This is a genomic window from Paractinoplanes rhizophilus, assembly GCF_042664765.1.
GTDB classification, from domain to species: domain Bacteria; phylum Actinomycetota; class Actinomycetes; order Mycobacteriales; family Micromonosporaceae; genus Actinoplanes; species Actinoplanes rhizophilus.
Window position 1 is genome coordinate 117,527 of sequence record NZ_JBHTBJ010000016.1, and the last position, 18,918, is coordinate 136,444.

The 18,918-nt window shown below is 71.9% G+C and carries 16 protein-coding genes; 7 read left to right on the forward strand and 9 right to left on the reverse strand.

The genetic code is table 11. The features are described 5' to 3' along the window. Positions 1 to 46: 46 nt before the first annotated feature. Positions 47 to 547: a MogA/MoaB family molybdenum cofactor biosynthesis protein gene (locus ACFQS1_RS22300; protein ID WP_378971405.1), complete on the reverse strand. Its 501-nt coding sequence runs from the start codon at positions 545 to 547 to the stop codon at positions 47 to 49. After that, positions 520 to 1,011 carry a cyclic pyranopterin monophosphate synthase MoaC gene (moaC, locus tag ACFQS1_RS22305; RefSeq protein WP_378971407.1) on the reverse strand — a complete coding sequence of 164 codons (492 nt, stop codon included), beginning with the start codon at positions 1,009 to 1,011 and terminating at the stop codon, positions 520 to 522. Before moaC ends, ACFQS1_RS22300 begins: the two co-directional genes overlap by 28 nt. 496 nt (positions 1,012 to 1,507) lie before the next feature. Here moaC and ACFQS1_RS22310 point away from each other — a divergent pair, with 496 nt between their 5' ends. The 3 genes from ACFQS1_RS22310 (at position 1,508) to ACFQS1_RS22320 (ending at position 6,213) form a co-directional block, all read left to right on the forward strand. Further along, positions 1,508 to 4,039: a putative bifunctional diguanylate cyclase/phosphodiesterase gene (locus tag ACFQS1_RS22310; RefSeq protein WP_378971410.1), complete on the forward strand. Its 2,532-nt coding sequence runs from the start codon at positions 1,508 to 1,510 to the stop codon at positions 4,037 to 4,039. A 411-nt stretch (positions 4,040 to 4,450) separates the two neighbouring features. Continuing rightward, the gene (locus ACFQS1_RS22315; RefSeq protein WP_378971502.1) at positions 4,451 to 5,779 is read left to right on the forward strand and encodes a glycosyltransferase 87 family protein; all 1,329 of its coding nucleotides are present in this window, start codon (positions 4,451 to 4,453) and stop codon (positions 5,777 to 5,779) included. 23 nt (positions 5,780 to 5,802) lie between these two features. After that, complete coding sequence (locus ACFQS1_RS22320) at positions 5,803 to 6,213, forward strand: TFIIB-type zinc ribbon-containing protein (protein ID WP_378971413.1); 411 nt, start codon at positions 5,803 to 5,805, stop codon at positions 6,211 to 6,213. Positions 6,214 to 6,426: 213 nt separating this feature from the next. On the opposite strand, the gene ACFQS1_RS22325 is transcribed toward ACFQS1_RS22320, so the two are convergent. After that, positions 6,427 to 7,578 (reverse strand): SUKH-3 domain-containing protein, encoded by a 1,152-nt coding sequence (locus ACFQS1_RS22325; protein WP_378971416.1) that lies wholly within the window; start codon positions 7,576 to 7,578, stop codon positions 6,427 to 6,429. An 81-nt stretch (positions 7,579 to 7,659) separates the two neighbouring features. Between ACFQS1_RS22325 and ACFQS1_RS22330 the strand changes: the two genes are divergently transcribed. Genes ACFQS1_RS22330 through ACFQS1_RS22340 form a run of 3 tightly spaced genes read left to right on the forward strand, consistent with a single transcriptional unit; the run spans position 7,660 to position 9,618 of the window. Further along, a complete protein-coding gene (locus tag ACFQS1_RS22330) occupies positions 7,660 to 8,082 on the forward strand; it encodes a YbaB/EbfC family nucleoid-associated protein (RefSeq protein ID WP_378971418.1) in 423 nt (140 codons plus the stop codon). Next, positions 8,069 to 8,323: a hypothetical protein gene (locus ACFQS1_RS22335; protein ID WP_378971420.1), complete on the forward strand. Its 255-nt coding sequence runs from the start codon at positions 8,069 to 8,071 to the stop codon at positions 8,321 to 8,323. The genes ACFQS1_RS22330 and ACFQS1_RS22335 overlap by 14 nt, the downstream gene beginning before the upstream one ends. After that, entirely contained in the window at positions 8,320 to 9,618 is a 1,299-nt protein-coding gene (locus ACFQS1_RS22340; RefSeq protein ID WP_378971422.1) for a toxin glutamine deamidase domain-containing protein, read from the forward strand. The genes ACFQS1_RS22335 and ACFQS1_RS22340 overlap by 4 nt, the downstream gene beginning before the upstream one ends. Here the strand turns inward: ACFQS1_RS22340 and dnaB are convergent. Then, positions 9,615 to 11,054 (reverse strand): replicative DNA helicase, encoded by a 1,440-nt coding sequence (gene dnaB, locus ACFQS1_RS22345; protein WP_378971425.1) that lies wholly within the window; start codon positions 11,052 to 11,054, stop codon positions 9,615 to 9,617. The two genes, ACFQS1_RS22340 and dnaB, sit on opposite strands and share 4 nt — an antisense overlap. Before the next feature lie 401 nt (positions 11,055 to 11,455). On the opposite strand from dnaB, the gene ACFQS1_RS22350 reads away from it, so the two are divergent. Continuing rightward, positions 11,456 to 15,676: a hypothetical protein gene (locus tag ACFQS1_RS22350; protein ID WP_378971427.1), complete on the forward strand. Its 4,221-nt coding sequence runs from the start codon at positions 11,456 to 11,458 to the stop codon at positions 15,674 to 15,676. Positions 15,677 to 15,826: 150 nt separating this feature from the next. Here the strand turns inward: ACFQS1_RS22350 and rplI are convergent, their stop codons facing one another. The 5 genes from rplI to ACFQS1_RS22375 all read right to left on the reverse strand — a co-directional run bounded on the left by rplI (position 15,827) and on the right by ACFQS1_RS22375 (position 18,848). After that, positions 15,827 to 16,276: a 50S ribosomal protein L9 gene (gene rplI / locus ACFQS1_RS22355; RefSeq protein ID WP_378971429.1), complete on the reverse strand. Its 450-nt coding sequence runs from the start codon at positions 16,274 to 16,276 to the stop codon at positions 15,827 to 15,829. 14 nt (positions 16,277 to 16,290) lie between these two features. After that, entirely contained in the window at positions 16,291 to 16,530 is a 240-nt protein-coding gene (gene rpsR, locus ACFQS1_RS22360; protein ID WP_007073789.1) for a 30S ribosomal protein S18, read from the reverse strand. A gap of 38 nt (positions 16,531 to 16,568) precedes the next feature. Beyond that, entirely contained in the window at positions 16,569 to 17,126 is a 558-nt protein-coding gene (locus ACFQS1_RS22365; RefSeq protein WP_378971432.1) for a single-stranded DNA-binding protein, read from the reverse strand. Between the two features lie 111 nt (positions 17,127 to 17,237). Further along, positions 17,238 to 17,528: a 30S ribosomal protein S6 gene (gene rpsF, locus ACFQS1_RS22370; RefSeq protein WP_378971434.1), complete on the reverse strand. Its 291-nt coding sequence runs from the start codon at positions 17,526 to 17,528 to the stop codon at positions 17,238 to 17,240. 312 nt (positions 17,529 to 17,840) lie between these two features. Continuing rightward, entirely contained in the window at positions 17,841 to 18,848 is a 1,008-nt protein-coding gene (locus ACFQS1_RS22375; protein WP_378971436.1) for a hypothetical protein, read from the reverse strand. Between the last annotated feature and the right edge of the window lie 70 nt (positions 18,849 to 18,918).

The following is an 18,918-nucleotide window of genomic DNA, read 5'->3' on the forward strand; positions in this document are numbered from 1 at the left end:
GTGTCTAGGACTTTCTGCGTACGCCCACGCGTCTAGTACTCGCGGGCTACGCCTGCGGATGATCCCCGCCGTTGATCTGCTCAATCGTGTGCTTGAGCAGGGGCGCGAGCACGGCCAGGCCATCCTTGGCGCCTCCGGTCGAACCCGGCAAGTTAACTATAAGTGTTCGTCCCGCTACTCCCGCAATACCTCGGGACAGAGCGGCGGCCGGGACCCGGTCGCGGCTGTACGCCCGGATGGCCTCGGCGATGCCGGGAACCTCGAAGTCGAGCACGCCGCGGGTCGCCTCGGGGGTGCGGTCGGTCGGGGTGACACCCGTTCCGCCGCTGGTCAGCACCACATCGACGCCGTCGGCCACCGCCTCGCGCAGGGCGCGCTCGACCGGATCGCCGTCCGGCACGACGACCGGGTCGCCCACCTCGCAGCCCAGCTCGCGCAGGCCGCTGACCAGGCGCGGGCCGCTGGTGTCGGGATAGACGCCGGCCGCGGCGCGGTTGCTGGCGACGATCACCCGGCCCCTCACGGCCGGTCCTCCGGGCGTACCCACTCGCCGGTCTTGCCGCCCTCTTTGCGCAGCACACGGACCGATTCGATGCTCGCGGCCGGGTCCACCGCCTTGATCATGTCGATCATCGCGAGGCCGGCCGTCGCGACCGCCGTCAGGGCCTCCATCTCCACCCCGGTGCGGTCGGCGGTCCTGGTGGTGGCCGTGATCTCGATCGCATTCGCGGTCAGCTCGAGATCAACCACGACGCCGTGCAGCCCGATCGGGTGACAGAGCGGGATGAGGTCGGGCGTCCGCTTGGCGCCCATGATGCCCGCGAGCCGCGCGACGGCCACCGCATCACCCTTCGGCAGGCCGTCAGCCTGCAACAACGCCATCACTTCGGGGGTCGTCACGACCCGGCCGGCAGCGACGGCGAGACGGGTGGTGACCGCCTTGGCGGAAACGTCGACCATCCGCGCGGCGCCGGTCTGGTCGACGTGACTGAGCAGCGATTTCTCGGGCATAACGGGAGTTTATAGAACGTTCGCCGAAGCCGTCCGCCAGCGCAATCGAGACATGCGGTTCACCATTGAAAGTTGTTCAATGTTCATGATCTATCCGCTGCTCAGGAGCCTGCCGACGTTACGGATTAGCCACTTGTTTTGTCAATCCGCAGCGTTATACAAACGGCACCCTCTGCGATACGGACACTGCGTCCAAATCGACTAATCACATTGCACAGAGTCTTGTTTCTTATGCAGGGAGTAACGACCGCTCCCCCGATTATCGCTTTCTGCGCATACCGACACAAAAGGGTTACGGCTGCACGGATCAACGCATAACGTTTCGCTCGTCGCGACGATTTAAAGATCATTTGGACCCGGACTGGGCCGGGTTCCGACGCGAGGAGAGAACATGCGAAGCCGCGACTGGGAGTAGGCGAGTGCGCCACCCGGCGTTAATTGCATAGGCTTGAGCCCGGGGAAACTTGCCCCGTTGAGCTCGGCGACAGGACATCCCGTGCCAACACAGCGAAGCTCCAACGACGACGCGACCGATCGGCGGCTCCGGCTGCTCATCGGTCTCGTCGTCGTTCTGGCTTTCAGCGCCGCTGTCCTCAATGTCTGGTACGCAATCCACGCCCGGCCGCCGATGCCACAGCCCGCTCTCTTGCTGCTGGTCTTCTTCGGCGTCTGGCTTGGCGTACGCGTCAAGATCTATGTCCGAGTCCAGTCCAGTCACAACGCCACCAACTGGAGCGAGATCCCGATCATGATCGGGATGGTCCTCGCTCCGATGCCCTGGGTGCTGCTGAGCGCCACGGCCGGCCTGGCCATCGCCAAGATCGTGAGTCGCCAGCCACCACTCAAGACGTGGCATGCGCTCGGCAAGATGGTGCTGTTCTCCAGCGCGTTCGGCCTGGTGCTGATCCTCACCGGCGCGCAGCCCGACCTGCGCCACCCGCAGGTCAGCATCAGCGCCGTCGTCCTGGCCTATCTGGCCTTCAACATCGTCGACCAGGCCGCGTTCCTGCCCGTCATCGCGGTGGCCTCACACTCGACGATCCGCCAGGTCTTCTTCCGCGACCTCGTCTCCGACCTGGTCGACAACGCGGCCAAGCTGGCCACCGTCGTATACGTCGTCGGCGTGCTGGTCAGCGGGGCCAGCCCGCTGCTGCTCGGCTTCGTGCCGCTGGTGGTGGCCTGCCTGCACCTCTGGCACTCGCGGCGGCTGCGCACGGCCGAGGAGCGCGAGTCCTGGCGGCGGCTCGCCGACACCACCGACGAGCTCAGCTCGGTCGACCTCAACCAGGTGCTCTACCACGCGGCCGAGCAGGGTGCGCGGCTCTTCTCGGCCGACGAGGTGGAGATCGACCTGGCCGCGACCGGCGTCGACCGGGTGGTGCGAGCGCGCGCCGAGGGCGTCACCTACGACGGCCCCGGCCCGCGGAAGTTCGGCGGTGACACGGCAATCACCACCGATCTGGAAACCCGCGACCGCAGTTACCGGGCGGGCGCGCTCGTGCTCGACTTCCACGGCAAGATCAAACTCACCGAGTTCGAGCGGTACAAACTCAAGACGTTCGCGTCGGCGCTGTGCACGGCGATTCGCAACGCCTCCGCCTACGCGGAGTTGCAGCGGCTCAACGAGCAGAACGCGTGGGAGGCGGCGCACGATCCGCTGACCGGGCTGGCCAACCGCCGCGAGCTGTACGAGCGGGCGATCGAGTACTTCGCGGGCCGTACCGACGACGGCATCGTGGCGCTGCTGCTCATCGACCTCAACCACTTCAAGGAGGTCAACGACACGCTCGGCCACGGCGCCGGCGACGCGGTGCTGCGCGAGGTGGCCCGGCGGCTCGACGACTCGGCCGCCCCCGGCGACCTGGTGGCCCGGCTCGGCGGCGACGAGTTCGCCGTGCTGCTGGTGAACCTGGCCACCCCGGCCCTGGCCACGCACCGCGCCGAGCAGATGCTCAGCGCGCTCGAGGCGACCCTCGAGGTCGAGGGCATGCAGATCACCGTCGAGGCGGCCGGCGGCATCGCGCTGGCGCCCGGCAGCGGCGGCATCAACGAGCTGATGCGTCGCGCCGACGTCGCGATGTACCAGGCCAAGCGGGCCGGCCAGCCGACCGCGACGTACGCGCACTCGCTCGACACCGCCGACGTCGGCCGGCTGATGCTCGGCGGCGAGCTCCAGCGCGCGGTGGCCGAGCAGGAGTTCGTGGTCGACTTCCAGCCGATCGTCGACCTGGGCAGCGGCGAGATCATCTCGGCCGAGGCGCTGGCCCGGTGGCAGCACCCCGAGCACGGATACCTCACGCCCATGCAGTTCCTCGAGACGGTGGAGCGCTCCGGCCAGCTGCCGGCCTTCGCCGAGGCGGTGCTCGACCAGGCGCTGGCCGCCTCCGGGGTGTGGCGGGAGGCCGGCTTCGACCTGCCCGTCGCGGTGAACGTGTCGCCCCGCAGCCTGCTCGACGCGCGCTTCCCGTCCACTGTGCTCGCCGGCCTGGCCCGCCACGACGTGCCGGCCGACCGGCTGGTGCTCGAGCTCACCGAGACCCTCACGATCAGCCAGCTCGACACGGTCGGCCGCGCGCTCACCGAGCTGCGCGACGCCGGCGTCGGCCTGGCCCTCGACGACTTCGGCACCGGGGTCTCGTCGCTCTCGGTCCTGTCGCACATCCCGATCAACCAGTTGAAGATCGACCGCGACTTCGTCACCGCCGTCGAGACCTCGTCCGAGGCCGCCGCCGTGATCCGCTCGACCGTCGACCTGGCCCGCAGCCTGCGCCTCACGGTGGTCGCCGAGGGCGTCGAGAGCGAACCGCAGCGGCACGCCCTGTGGGAGCTCGGCTGCGCCGCCGGCCAGGGCCACCTGTTCGCCCGGCCGATGTCCTCGGCGCGACTGCTGGGCACGCTCCAGCGCGGCTCCGGCGGCCGCCCCGGCGCCCTGGCCGCCGCCCTGCACGACGTCGGCTCGGTGGTGCGCCTGCCGCGCCGCCGCCCGCCCGGCACGAGCCGTTCCGCCCTGCCGCACCAGCCCAGCTGACCGCTCCGCGCCCACTCGCCGGGCACCTGCGGCACTCGCGGCACCTGCGGCACTCGCGGCACCTGCGGTGCCCGTTCGCCACGTGGCGCACCCGCTCACGACGGAACCTCACATCACGCGCCATCGAGGCCCACGACGCACCCCAACCCACGCGCCGCCCACCCCACGACGCACCCCAAGCCCACGCGGCGCCCATGACGCACGGCGCCCCACGCGCCGCCCATGACGCACGCCGCCCCACGCGCCGCCCATGACACACGCCGCCCCCATGCGCCGGCCATAACGCCGTCGCGCGTCACGGCTCGTCACGCGCCGCGCCCCGTGCCTGCGATGCCGCGGTCCACCCCGCGACGCGCGCAACGGTCACTCTCTTAGCCGGCCGCGGCGCCGAGGCTGAATCGCTCTGCCACACTGGCGCGCGTGACCGACCGCGCCGTTCGCCTGCTTCAGCGCGTCGATCGGGCGGGTGGTGGCCGCACGGCCGACCTTTTCCTGTACGCGATCGCGGCCGCCTTCGCGCTGATCACGGCGCTCACCTCCACGCTGCTGCCGCACCGGGCGTGGGGAGCGATCGCGCTGTGGCCGTATGCCGCGGCGACGGTGCTGGTCGTCGCACAGATCATGCGTCGCACGCTGAGCGGGAGGGGAACGCTTGCCTGGACCACCGGGGTTTTGGCGGCGCTGGTGCCGCTGGTGGTCGAGGCGGTGCAGCGAGCCGGTGGGCGCACCGGCCGGGCGCAGGAGGAAGTGCTGGTCGTCGAGCGGATGGGCGAGCGGCTGCTGCACGACGGCACGCCCTATCTGGGGCGCGACGCGATCGCGGCGCTGCCTGTCGACGAGCGGCTGATGGGGTACAGCCCCTACCAGCCGGGGATGGCGGTCTTCGGGCTGCCTCGGGCCGCTTTCGGAGACTTCTGGTGGACGGACGCGCGGGTGTGGTTCGCGGTGGTGACCGTGGGGGCGCTGGCGTTGGCGGTTCGCCTGCTGATGCCGGTCGGCGAGCCTGCGTCGTTGCCGGGTCGCTCGGGTGGGCCGCTTTCCCCGCTGGGGACGCCGATGTCGCCGGCCCTGGTGCGGGCCGTTCAGGCCGTCGCGGTCGTGCCGATCTGTGCCCTGACCCTCGCCACCGGGGGTGACGACCTGCCGGTGCTGGCGTTGTGCCTGCTCGCGCTGGCGCTCGCGACGACCGGCCGGTGGGGATGGGCCGGGCTGGCGGTCGGCGCGGCGGCGGCCTGCAAGCCGTTCGCCTTTCCGGTGGTGGCGGTGCTGCTGGTACTTGCCATCGTCAGCGGGCGATGGCGGTCGTTCCTGCCGGGCGCCGTCGGGCTGCCGATTCTCGTGTTGATCCCGGCGTTCCTGGTGAACGCGGACGCGTTTCTCGAGAACGTCGTGCGATTCCCGCTCGGGCACGGCCTGGTCACCAGCCCGGCGCAGTCGCCGTTTCCCGGTTATCTGATCGCGCAGCACCTGCCCGGCGGCCGGCTCCTGGCCACCGGACTGCTGGTTGCGACCGCCGTCGTGATCGCCGTGCGGCTGGTCCGGCGGCCGCCGCGGAACGCCACCAGCGCGGCGCTGGTCTGCGGCTGGGGACTGCTCGCGGCGATCCTGCTGATTCCCTCGACGCGCTTCGGCTACCTGCTCTATCCGATCGCGTTTCTGGCGTGGGCGCCGGCGCTGAAGTCGGACGTTTCCCACCGAGCACTCAGCAACCACACAGCCGCAGAGAGCCCGCGACGGTGACACGTCCTTGTACCGTCGGTGAGATGCAGATGACCTGTCCGAAGTGTCACGGCGAGATGCGAGTGTACGAACGCAGCGGCGTCACGGTGGATCAGTGCACCGAATGCCGCGGCATCTTCCTCGACCGCGGTGAGCTCGAGAAACTCTTCGAGGCCGAGGCGAACTTCAACATGCGGCAGGCCCCGCCCCGCCCCGCGGCGCCGACCGGGCCGCCCGGGGCATACTCTCCGCCTCCGCCCCCTCCCGCCCACGGTGCTCCGGTTCACGGCGGCTACGCGGCCCCGCCGCCGGCCTACGGCGCGCCGGTCGCCCACGGATATCCGGCGCCGGGCTACGGCCATCACGGGCACTACCACGGCCACTACCGGGCACGCGGCGGTCACCACGGCCACTACCGCAGGCGGAAGAGCTTCCTGCACGACCTCTTCGACTGACGGACTGCTCGTCGGCTTCGGCTGAGGGGCTGCTCCCCGGCCAGGGCTGCTCGTCGACTCACGGGGCTTGCGCCCGCCGGTTCCGCTCTCTCGGGCGAAGCCGGCGGGCGCCTCGGTCCTCGGTCTCGCTGGCGGTTGGAGCCGCCGGGCGCGCAGTCTGCCCCGGCGCCTGGCGTCAGACCGGCACCCAGCCCTCAACCCGACAGGCAAGCGTCAGGCCGACGCCCAGGTGCCGTCGTCGTGGAGGCGTTCCGCCGGCCCGTCTCCGGTCAGGAGGGCGACCACCGCCTCGTCGAGCGAGGCGCCCACGAACCACTCGCCCGCCTGGTCGAGCAGGAACACGCGGCCGGGCTCGTCGATCACCAGGTAGGAGTCGCCGGCCTCGACGCCGAGCGGGAACACCGGGACGCCGAGCACCTCGGCGAACTCGGCCAGCGCGCCGGCCTGACCGGCGCCGGGGAGCGGATCGAAGGTCAGCGGCCGGATCGCCCGCTGCCGGCCCGGGCCACGCCGGGCGCAGCGCACGCCGGCGAACTCCGCCAGGGCTCGGCGGGCGGCCGGGAACGCGGGCCGGCCGGATAGCGTCGACGCCGCGTCGATGGCCGGCACGTCCGGCGATTCGACCCCGAGCCAACCACCGTCGGCGAGCACCTGCGCGACATCGGGTGGGAACCGCCCGGCGATCTGGTCGGGGGCGGGCCGCCACTCGGAGGCGTAGGTCAGCTCGCTCCGCGGCAGCGCGCCGAGATCCACCAGGACGGCCCGGCAGGTCTCGCAGGGTGGTGCCGGGCCGCCGGCGTCGGGGTCGGCCTTCTCGCGTACGCGAAAGGCGCGGAACCCACCACCCACCTTGCCCGTCTCGTGCAGCGCGTCGGACACCGCGATGATCTCGGCGTGCCGGTCGGCGCCGCGGACCCGTGCCGCGGACGGCAGCCCGGCCAGCGCGGCGGCCACCCGCGGATGCAGGTTGATCTGCTGATCGCCCTTGGCGCCCTGCGCGCGGAACACCCGGCCCTCGACGAAGACCTCGGCCGCGGTGGTCGGGCTGGGACGGCGCCGAGCCGCGCGGCGCAACGCCACCGCGGGATCGACCGTCGCGGACGGCCGGGGACGGCGCGTGCGATAGAGGGCGGCGATCGTCTCGTACGGAATGGCGGGCCACGTCGAAAGCGCGCCGGTCTCCCGGTCGATCACCGTGCGGGCGCCGTCGCCGGGGAGCGGCAGCACGCCGGGCGGCGGACGCGTCCAGATCACCCAGCCGAGGTCGAATTCGGCGATCGCGGGCTCACACCCGTACCCCCGCTGCTCGGCCTCTCCGCGCGCCCAGCGCGCGGCGATCGCCTCGGCCTCCACCCGCGTGATCATCGTGGTTTTTCGCCTCCTCGGTGCGGAATGAAGTTACCGAACCACGCTTCGTGGCGAAGCCCGGTATTGTCACGAAGTTCGATGGCGGCGAACGGAGTGGCAACGGTGGCAGAAACGGCGGACCGCGATGCCAACCAGGGATTACGTGCCCGATTGGCCGAGGTCTACGGGCAATATGCGCGGCTCAGGTCCGATCTGGACGATCTGCAGAGACGGCTCGCCTCGCTGCGGGTCAGCTGCGTCTCCGACGACGGGCTGGTGCGCGCGACGGTCGGGCCGCGAGGTCAGCTCGTCGATCTGAGCCTCGATCGGGGCATCTATCGGGAAGCCGACAGCGACCGGCTGGCTCGCACGATCGTCGCGACCGCGCGGGAGGCGGCGGCGCGGTCGGCCGCGCAGATCGAGGAGATGGTCGCCGAATATCTGCCGGCCGAGTCGGGCACGCGGAAGTTCCTGCGCGACAACGAGCTCCGTTCGCTGCTGGGTCATCATGACGCGGGATGATCCCGGGCGGCGGATCAGCGACGCCGGGCGGATGCTCGGCGCCGAGCGGGAGTCCGCCGGGGCCGCGGTGGCCGCCGCGTCGGCCGCGCGGCCGTGGGGCGACGACGAGGCCGGGCGGGCCTTCGACGGTCGTTACCGGACGATGGCGTCGCAGATCCTGACCGCGTGGGAGCAGCTCGCGAGGTACGTCGAGGGCCTCGGCGAGGCGGCGTCGCGATCCATCAAGGACGATGCTCGGTGACGGTCCTGTCCAGCCCCGTTCCGCACCCGCTCGACTTCGGTCTTCCCGAGGTGCGCCCCGAGGTGCTCGCCGCGGTGCTCGGCCCGGATTGGCCGGCCGGCGACGAGGTGGCGACCTGGGATGTCGCGGATCGCTGGTACGCGGTGGCCCGGGCGCTCGGCGCGAGGCGCGACGAGGCGGTGGCCGCCGCGGGAGAGCTCGACGACCCAGGATTCCGGGACGCGTGGCAACGGCTGGCCGGCGATTCCGCGGCGCCGCTGAACGCGCTGGTGGAGATCGCGGCATCGCTGGGAGCGCTCGTCGAGGAGTGCGGGCGGGCGATCGAGGCGGCGAAGCTCGAGGCGTGGATCGAAATCGGCCGGTTCCTCATCGAGCTGACCGGGATGAAAGTAGCGGCGGCGCTGTCGATGGGTGCCGCGACCGCGGCGGCGGACGGGTTGGCCGCGGCCACCCGGGTCGCCGTGCTGGAGATCTCCGGGCGGCTCACGACGAGGCTCGGCGGTGCCCCGTCGCCGCCGTCCAGCGCCGAGATCACCCGGCGGATCCGCCTGCGGTCCGAGCTGGTGGAGCCCGGGACGCGGACGGTCGTCATCCCCGCCCGCGGGCGGCCCACCGTGCCGCTGCAGCGCGCGCCCCTGGCGGTGCATCAGAAAGCCTTGGCGAAGGCGATGCCGCCGGGTGCGCCCCGCCGGGCCGATCCGCGCGTCGGCGACTGGTTCCGCCTGCTCAACGGCGGCGGCCCGGAGTCCGACCCGACCCGCGGCCTCAACTGCGTCGACGCCGTTCTGGCCTTCTACGACACCTATCTGAACGGCACCCCGAGGGTCGCGGCGCCGCGCACCTTCGACTCCTACGCGCACGGCGACCCCGACCGGCCGATCGGCGGCGAGTGGCTGGGCGTGCAGCGCATGGAGAAGGCGACCGGCGCCTCGTTTCAGAACCTGTGCCCGTTCCTGGGCCACGCCGGGCCCATGATCGCCAAGCCGGCGGTCGACGCCGCCATGCGGAACCTCGCGAACCACCTGCACAATTCGGGCCACGGCGCCCTAGCCCTCATCCTCACCGACCTGGCCGGCGGGGGCTGCCACACGTGGGCGGCGGTGAACCACAACGGCACCATCCTCTTCCTCGACCCGCAGGTGGGCTTGCTGAGGGAGGACGAGCCGTTGTACCACCACCGCGGCACCGCGTCGCCCGGCAACGTCGTCTCGATGGATGCCCTGGTCGTGGACGGGCGCGGCCGACCGGCGCCGCTGCCCTACCACGGGCCCGGTCAGTGGCCGGTGGCCGATTAGACGATTGCCATGTCGACGAAGCGGGAGAGGTGCAGCTGAGCGGCCACGGTCACGGTGTCGGTGGGGCCGTTTCGGTGCTTGGCCACGATGAAATCGGCCTCGCCCGCCCGCGGCGACTCCTTGTCGTAGTAGTCGTCGCGGTGCAGCAGAATAACGACGTCCGCGTCCTGTTCGATTGATCCACTTTCGCGCAGGTCGGACAACTGGGGGCGCTTGTCGGTGCGCTGCTCGGGGCCACGGTTCAGCTGGGACACGGCGATCACCGGACACTCGATCTCCTTTGCCAGGAGCTTGAGGCCACGGGAGAGCTCGGAGACCTCCTGCTGGCGGCTCTCGGTGCGTTTCGGCGACGTCATCAGCTGGAGATAGTCGATCACCAGGAGCTTGAGGTTGTGCCGCTGTTTGAGGCGGCGCGCCTTGGCCCGGATCTCCATGAGATTCATGCTCGGGGTGTCGTCGACGAAGATCGGCGCCTCGCTGATCTCGCCTATGCGGCGGGCGAGCTTGCTCCAGTCGTCGTCGGTCAGCTGGCCGGAGCGCAGCACGTGCAGCGGCACCCGGGCCTCGGCGGACAGCAGGCGCATGACCATCTCGATCTTGCTCATTTCGAGCGAGAAGATGGCACTGGCGCACTGGCTGCGAATCGCGGCATTACGGGCGAAGTCCATACTCACCGTGGACTTACCGAGACCCGGGCGGCCGGCCACGATGATGAGCTGGCCCGGGTGCAGGCCGTTGAGCAGGCGATCGAGATCGCTGAAGCCGGTCGGCACGCCGGACATCACGCCGCCGGAGGCGCCGACCGCCTCGATCTCGTCGAGGGTCGGCTGAAGCATGTCGCCCAGGGCGGCGAAATCCTCGCTCACCCTCTTTTCGGTGACGTCGTAGATGGCCTGCTGGGCCAGGTCGACGATGTCGTCGACGTCGCGCCCGCCGTTGCCGTTCGCCCCGTAGCCGAGCTGCACGATCTTGGTGCCGGCCTCGACCAGCCGGCGCAGGATCGCCCGCTCGGAGACGATGCGTGCGTAGTAGGAGGCGTTGGCCGCGGTGGGCACGCTCTCGATCAGGGTGTGCAGGTACGGCACGCCGCCGACGCGCTGCAGGTCGCCCGCGTCGGAAAGGGCCGCGGCCACGGTCAGCGCGTCGGCCGGCTCGCCCCGCCCGTACAGATCGAGGATGACGTCGTAGATCGTGGCGTGCACCGGACGATAGAAGTCCTGCACCTTGATGATCTCGACGACGTCGGCGATCGCGTCCTTGGAGAGCAACATGCCGCCGAGCACGCCCTGCTCGGCCGCGACATCCTGCGGCGGGGAGCGGTCGAAGCCGCCGCCACCACCGCCCGGCCCGTCGCCGCCACCACCGCGCGGCGGCCCACCGGCCGACGGCTGGGCTGGTGGCCGCGACTCCGGCCGCGCGTCGTCGGTGATCGACACCCGGACCTCCTCCGCTCGCCGTACGCCTATGTCGTGATCCAACAGCCCGGGTATGACACTTTCGGCTAAACCAGCCCATGATCAAAAAACTGATCCGATCACGAGGCGGGATCACTCTACGAAGAGCGGCACCGGCTGCCCAAGCACCCCGGTGGACGAGCCTTTGGACAACCTGTGGACATCCCGGCCCAACCTGGGGACAGCCCTGTGCACAGCCTGTGCACAACCGCCGCGGGCGGCATGACCTGTGCCTTTCCAACAGGAACAACCTCATCCACGACCTGTGGAGAAAAGAAAAGCTGCCCGGCGTGAGCAAGCCATCGCCCGGAGGCGTTGCGGTTCGCCCACTTGCACGTCACGCTTTCTGGGTGGACCAACGGGAATGGGACTACGGCACACGCATGCCGCGCGACAGGCGCGCTGCGCAGCCGTGGCCGTCCCCGAGTCCGGAACGTACCGATTTCGCCGAGCCCGAGCCGAAATGGGCGTCGCTGACCGACACGGGCAGCATGCAGCCCAGCCCCGAGGCGCAGGCCTGGCAGGAGCGCGCCGACGCGTGGGCGCAGCAGGCCGAGTCCGACTCCCAGGCGGTCGAGCCGGCCAACAGATGGTCCGACGTGGCCGCGACCGGCCGTCCCACCTTCCCGGCCGACGGCGTCGGCTGGCGCACCGAGACGGCCGAGTGGCGGGCCACCGGCGCGCGCTGGCGGCAGACCACCGAGTGGCGCTCCACGACCGGCACGCACGGCTGGCGGTCCACCACCGAGGCCTGGCAGACCGGCGGTAACAGCTCCTACCCGCCGGCCGAGGAAACGCCCACCTCCCAGCCGGCGATCTCCAGCACGGCGTGGTCCTCGCCCGACTCGGCCGCCGACGAGCCGCGGCCCGCATGGCAGCAGTTCACCGAGCCGGCGAAACCCTGGGAGCAGCAGCAGTCCGCGCCGAGCCGGCCGCAGCCCGCCCCGCGTCCCCCGGCCGAGAGCAACGCGTGGCACCAGCTCGTCGACGGCGGTTCCGCCGAGCCGGCCCGGCAGCCCTGGCAGCGCGACGCCATCGAGGGCACCGCGACCTGGAACGATGCCGCCGCGACCAGCTCCACGAAAGACCCGGAGTCGATGTCGAGCTGGCTGCGCATGGACGATCCGGCCGAGACGCCCAGCTGGCAGACGCCGCGCGACGACGGGCGCCATCTGGTCCGCGAGGACGACCGCGCCGCCTGGCGGCGCGATGCGGAGCTGGGTGGTGGGTCACCGCCGGTCGGCCGCCGCCGGGCGCCCGAGGGTGGATCTTCAAGACCATCCGGGGGTACGGGCTGGGCCACGCGCTCGGATCCCGACCACTGGGCCGGGCACACCGACACGGGCAACATTCCGCTCTTCGCCGAGCCGGCCGCGCCGACCACCCCCACGTGGGCCGGTGCCGATCCGGCCGCCCGGCGGCACGACGACGGCGCCGGCCGCCATGACGGGTCCACGGGCCGCCGAGCGCTGCCCTCGTACGGCGAGCCGGGTACGCCTTCCGCGCCGTACGGCGAAACCGGTCGCCGCAGCCGGCACACCGACCCGGTCGCCGACCCCGGCCCACGCCCGACCGGCGGCGCCGCGTCGGCCGCGATGCCGCTCAGCTACGACACTCGTCCCGGCGGCAGCCACGCCGCCGACCCGGCGGCGCCCGGCCCCCGCCGCGGCCGCTACGCCGACGAGGCCCCGCCGGTCGAGACCCCGCGCGGGTACGCGACCGAGTCGCCGACCACGACCTTCACCCGCGGCACCTACGCCGAGCCACCATCGGCCGCGCCCGCCTCGGGCTTCGGTCGCGGATCGGGCCCGGCCGAGCCACCGCCCGCGGCGCCGACGTCGAGCTTCGGCCGCGGCGCCGCCTATCCGCCCGAGGCCCCGTCCGGTTCGGGCTTCGGTCGCGGCGCGGCCGGCGGCTATCCCGTCGAGCCGCCGTCGTCCTCGCCCACCACCGGCTTCGGCCGCGGCGAGCGGCCCCCGGCCGCACCCACCTCCAGCTTCGGGCGGGGCGCCGGACTGGCCGAGCCGCCGCCCGGCGCACCGATCTCCAGCTTCGGGCGGGGTGTTGCGGAGCCCTCGACGGGCTTCGGGCGCGGCGTGGATCCGCCGGCGGCCGCACCGACCACCGGGTTCGGGCGCGGCGCGGCCTACCCCGCCGAGCAGCCGGCTCCCGGAGCGGGCCGTCGTCGCGGCCGCGACGACGCCGCGGCTCCCGGCCGATTCGGCGACGATGTTCGCAACGCGCCCGGCGCACCCGGAGCCTTCGGTGATGACGCTCGCGAGGCCGCGGCGTCGAGCGGTCCGGGAGCGTTCGGCGACGGCCGCCCCGGCGGGGCGCCCGGCGGTGGCCGCCGTGGTCGTGGCGAGGAGCGGCAGCGCCCGTCCGGCGGCAAGGCCCGCTACAAAGAGGGCCACGACGACGACTGGCGCGAGCACACCGGCTCCTGGGTGGCCGAGCCCGACACCAGTAGCTGGGTGCGCGACCCCGACACCGGCCAGTGGAGCCGCGCCGAGGACGACCCGCGGGTGCAGGCCTGGCGCGAGGAGGCCGCGCGTCGCGAGGCGATGGGCCAAGCCGCCCCGCCGCGCCGCGCGCTTCCGGCCGGCCCCGCGAAGCCCGAGGCCCCCGCCGACGAATGGCACAACCCGCCGTCCAGCTCGCCGCGCAGCGCCATGCCTGCCGCACCCCGCACCGGCCTGCCGTCGGCCGCCCCGCGCAGTGCCACGCCGTACGGGAACCGGCCCGACGACGAGCCCGGCTACCCCGGCCCCGCTCCGCGCAGTGCCACGCCCTACGGCAACCGGCCCGACGACGAGCCCGGCTACCCCGGCCCCGCTCCGCGCAGTGCCACGCCCTACGGCAACCGGCCCGACGACGAGCCCGGCTACCCCGGCCCGGCCCCGCGCAGCGGCACGCCCTACGGTTCTCCCCGGCGCGAGCTTCCCAGCGGCCGGGCGCTCCCGGGCGGCCGAGGGCGCCCCGACGACACCGGATTCGGCGCCGCGCCGGCGAGCGGCGCCGCCTACGGCAATGGTCCCGCGAGCGGACCGGCCTACGGCGGCGGCCCGGCGGGAGGCGCCGTCGGCGGCAACGGTCTGGCGGGCGGCCCCATCTACGGCAACGGCCCGGCGAGCGGACCGGCCTACGGCGGCGGACCGGCCAGTGGACCGGCGAGCGGACCGGCCTACGGCGGCGGACCGGCCAGTGGACCGGCGAGCGGACCGGCCTACGGCAGCAGACCGGCCAGTGGACCGGCGAGCGGGCCGGCCTACGGCAGCGCCGGTGCGAACGGTTCGGCCTATGACAGCGCCGCCCCGAGCGGTCCGGCTTACGGCAGCGCTCGACGCGCGCTTCCCAGCGGCCGCGCCCGCCCGGATGACGGGACCGACTTCCGTAACGGTGGCGATCCCGGCGACGACCGGTATTACGGCGACCCGCCCGGCAACGCGCCGCGCAGCAGCATGCCGTCCGGCGAGCGGCCTAGCGGAAGCATGCCGTTCGGGGAACGGCCGAGCGGGAGCATGCCGTTCGGGGAACGACCGGGCGGTGGCCCCTCCTACGGCGCCCCGTCCGACTATCGTGCCGGCGTCCGTCGGCGCGACGACGACGATCCGTCGATGGGCGGTGGCCGGCGCCGTGTCGCCGCCGACTATGACGAGCCGCCCAGCCCCGACCCTTGGCGTCGCGACCCCGGCGCCGGTCCCTCGTGGCAGAGCCGGGCCCTCGGCGCGGCCCCGGAAAGCCCGCCCTGGGCGGGCGGGGCGCCGTCCGACCCGAGGCAGCGACCCGAGGCCGGCGACTGGCGGAGCGAGCTGACCGCACCCGCCGCGGGCGACTGGCGAGGCGAACTCGCCACACCAGCCGCCGGCGACTGGCGGAGCGAACTAGCACCGGCCGGCGGTGACTGGCGGAGCGAACTAGCCGAACCGGCCGAGAGCGATGGGGGCGGACTCGGCTCGGCCGCCTATCGCGAGGGTGGCGGCGACGATTGGCGGCGCGGGCTGGCCGACGGCAACCTCGCCGAGGGTGAGTCCCGGCGCTTCGGCACCTCGGATTTCGTGCCCTTTCGGGCGAGCGGGGCGGCAGCGGCCCCGCGATCCTCGAACCTATCGATGACGTCCACGTCGCTGATCTCGCCGGTGCCCCGCGAGCAGCGCGATCCGATGGTCCGTCCGCAGCGCGCGGGCAACGGCCTGCAGCAGAGTTTCACCGGCTCCTACGAGCGCCGCCCGGTCACCGGCGGCTTCCCGACGAGCCGGAGGAGCAACCTGCTCGATCCGGACGACGAGGAGGACGACCAGGACACCGGCGGTCCCCTCGCCGCGGTCGGTTACACCGTGATCTGGTACGGCGTGCCCATTGCCCTGTTTGTCGTCTACATGCTGGTGGTCAACAACGGTTCGCAGTCACACGCCCTCGACACCCTCGCGAAGGCGGCCCCGCAGTTCCTCATCTCGCTGATCCTGAGCGTGATCGTGGCGGTCGGCCTGCGAAAGTTCAGCAGCTCCTGGAAGGCCATCAGCGTCGGCCTCGCCGCGGCGGTGGTGGGCGGCGGACTGGCCACAGTGCTCAGTTCCGCCATCACCGGCAACAGCTTGAGCTGAGCTGAGCTCAGCCGACCGGCTCCGCTTCGCTCCGCGGGCGATCGGCGGGGCTGTCGCTGAAACGCAAAACGCGCGCCGTCGGAGGTGCCCACAGCATGCGAAAGAGGCCCTGCTCCACGGCATTCGTGGACCAGGGCCTCTTTCTTGGTCTTACTTGGCGGACACCACGTTCACCGGGAACGTCGCGGTCACCTCGGGGTGCAGCTTGACCTGGACGTTGTACGCGCCGGTGGTCTTGATGTGCCCCGGCAGCTCGAGGCGACGCCGGTCGAGCATCGGACCGCCGGCGGCCTTGACCGCGTCGACGATCTCGGCCGGGGTGATCGAGCCGAACAGGCGGCCGCCGTTGCCGGAGCGCGCGCTCAGCGTCACCTTGAGGCCGGCCAGCTGGGCCTTGACCTCGTTGGCCTGGCCCAGGTCGCGGATCTCGCGGGCATCGCGGGCCCGCTTGATGACGGCGACCTGCTTCTCGGCGCCCTTGCTCCACTGGATCGCGAAGCCCTGCGGCAGCAGGTAGTTGCGGCCGTAGCCGTTCTTGACCTCGACGATGTCGCCGGGGGTGCCGAGACCCGACACCTCCTGGGTGAGGATGATCTTCATGTCGCGGATCCTCCTCAGCGAGCCGTCGCGGTGTACGGCAGGAGCGCCATCTCGCGGGCGTTCTTGACCGCGCGTGCGATCTGCCGCTGCTGCTGAGAGGTCACCCCGGTCACCCGGCGAGCGCGGATCTTGCCGCGGTCGGAGATGAACTTCCGCAGCAGGGCGGTGTCCTTGTAGTCGATGTAGGTGATCCCGTCCTTGTCGAGCGGGTTCACCTTCTTCTTCGGCTTGCGAAGCGCCGCAGCCTTAGCCATTGCTCTTACTCCTGAACTCGTTTAACAGCCCGACAGGGCTAGAAGGGAGGCTCGTCGTCGAACGAGGAGCTGCTGCTGCCGCCGCCGGAGCGGCTGCCCTGGGCCGGAGCGGCCGTCGCCCACGGGTCGTCGAAGTTGCCTCCGCCGCCACCGCTGGACTGCGGCCGGTTGCCGCCGCCACCGCCGCCGTTGGAGGCGCCGAAGCCGCCGCCACCACCACCGCCACCGGAGCGACTCATCCGCTGCACCTTCGCCGTGGCGTACCGCAGCGACGGGCCGATCTCGTCGACCTCGAGCTCGTAGACGGTGCGCTTCTCTCCCTCGCGGGTCTCGTAAGACCGCTGGCGCAACCGGCCCTGCACGATCACCCGAGTGCCGCGCTGCAGCGACTCGGCGACGTGCTCGGCGGCGTCGCGCCAGATGTTGCACGCAAGGAACAGTGGCTCGCCGTCTTTCCACTCGCCCGACTGCCGGTCCAGAGTGCGCGGCGTGGACGCGATGCGGAACTTGGCAACCGCCGCACCCGACGGGGTGAAGCGCAGCTCGGGATCATCGGTGAGGTTACCGACGACCGTGATAACGGTTTCTCCTGCCATGATCTACTCCTCGCCGCTGTTCTCGTTCGTAGGAGGTTCTCAGAACCCCCCGACAAAAACGAGCTTCCAGCGGTTTTACCCTTGCAGTGCGGCGGAGCCGCCTGGGGTAACTCAGCGGGTCTCGGGCCGGATGACCTTGGTACGCAGGATGTTCTCGTTCAGCCGCAGCTGACGGTCCAGCTCGGCGACGGCCTCGGGGGTCGCCTGAAGGTCGACGACGGCGTAGATGCCCTCGGCCTTCTTGTTGATCTCGAACGAGAGCCGGCGACGGCCCCACACGTCGAGCTTCTCCACCGAGCCACCCGCGGTCCTGATCACGTTCAGGTACTGATCGAGCGACGGGCCAACGGTGCGCTCCTCGAGCGAAGGATCGAGGATCACCATGAGTTCGTAATGACGCAAGACTTTCTCACCTCCTGTGGGCTGAGCGGCCACGGTCTCTCCGTGGCAGGAGGTCTTGTGTCGATCGCAAACAGAAGCCGTGGGTGTTTGAGCCCACGGCCGAGACTGCGAACCGGGCAAGCATACCCACCCGGCCGGAGCTGCCCAAATCCAGGTCGGCACACGAAAGAGGACCCCGTCGACGGACGGGGTCCTCTTTCGTTCGGGAGCCGCGGGGCGTCCGTTCCGCTTTCGCTGGGTGGGACCTGGGGAGGAACGACCACACCGATGAGGTTGGACGCGGCCGCCCCGCGGAGCTTGTTGACGACTACGTTACGCCACTTTTGCCCGATTTGCACGTTGCGACACGAGCGCCCGGATCGCCGCGGCGCCCACTCCCATCACACAGACGGCCGCCGTCAGCGCCAGCAACCCGATGGGCCCGGTCTCGCCGACCGGCTCCATCGCGGCCACCGGTTCGGCCGCCGGCTGCGTCGCCGCGGCCTCGGTGGGTGGTGCGGGCGGTGCCGCGTGCGCCGCTTGCCGCGTGTCCGGGCTCAGATCCAGGTGGGGTACGCCGGGAAGAAGCGCCTTCCGATCGCCGGGCGGCATGCCCGCGAACGCGGGAGCAGTGCTTCCCGCCGTACCCGTGGATGTTTTGATCTTGGTTCGTCCGGAGCTGCCACCCTGTGGCATGGCCTGCGCCGCTGCCGCCGCGGCCTGCGCCACCGCCGAGGTCCGCGCGGTCGCCGGAGCCCGCACACTCGAATGTCCCGTCGCCGGCGTCAGCCGCGACGGACTCGCCGCCGCCGAATCCGGAAGCGTGGATCCCGACGCCGGACCGGACGGCGAACCCGACGAGGTCGTGGCGGCCGTGACCGAGGCGCTCGCGCCGCCGTCCGAGGGCGCCGGCATCGGGTCCGGCATCTGCGCCGACGCCGACGGCGCGGCCGTGACCAGCACCGGCACCGCGTCCTCGCCGAGCGGGCAGTTCGGCCTCAGCAACACCGAGGTCGTGCCCCGGCGGAACACCACCTCGGTCGCGGCGTCGTCCGGCAGCGTGCCCTTGGTGTCGCCGCTGAGCTGCAGGCGCGCGCTGTATCCGGTGCGGTTGATCACCCGGACCGTGCTGTCGGCCGGCACCGTCATGCGCTCGATGTCGGGGTGGGAACGGCAGGCGAGATCCAGCATCCCGCCGCCCTCGAAGGTCACTTGCCGGCCGCCCTCCGGAGCCGGACCGGTCTGCTCTGCGCTCGCCGTGCCATTCGTCAGCAGCGGCGCTCCGAATATCAGACCGCCGAGCACGAACGCTGTGACCCGGTAGCGGAACTGCCGCGACATGCACCATCTCCCAGTTCGTCCTGCTTCGATCGGGTCTAACGAGGCCCGGCCGGACACGGTGACGCGTGCG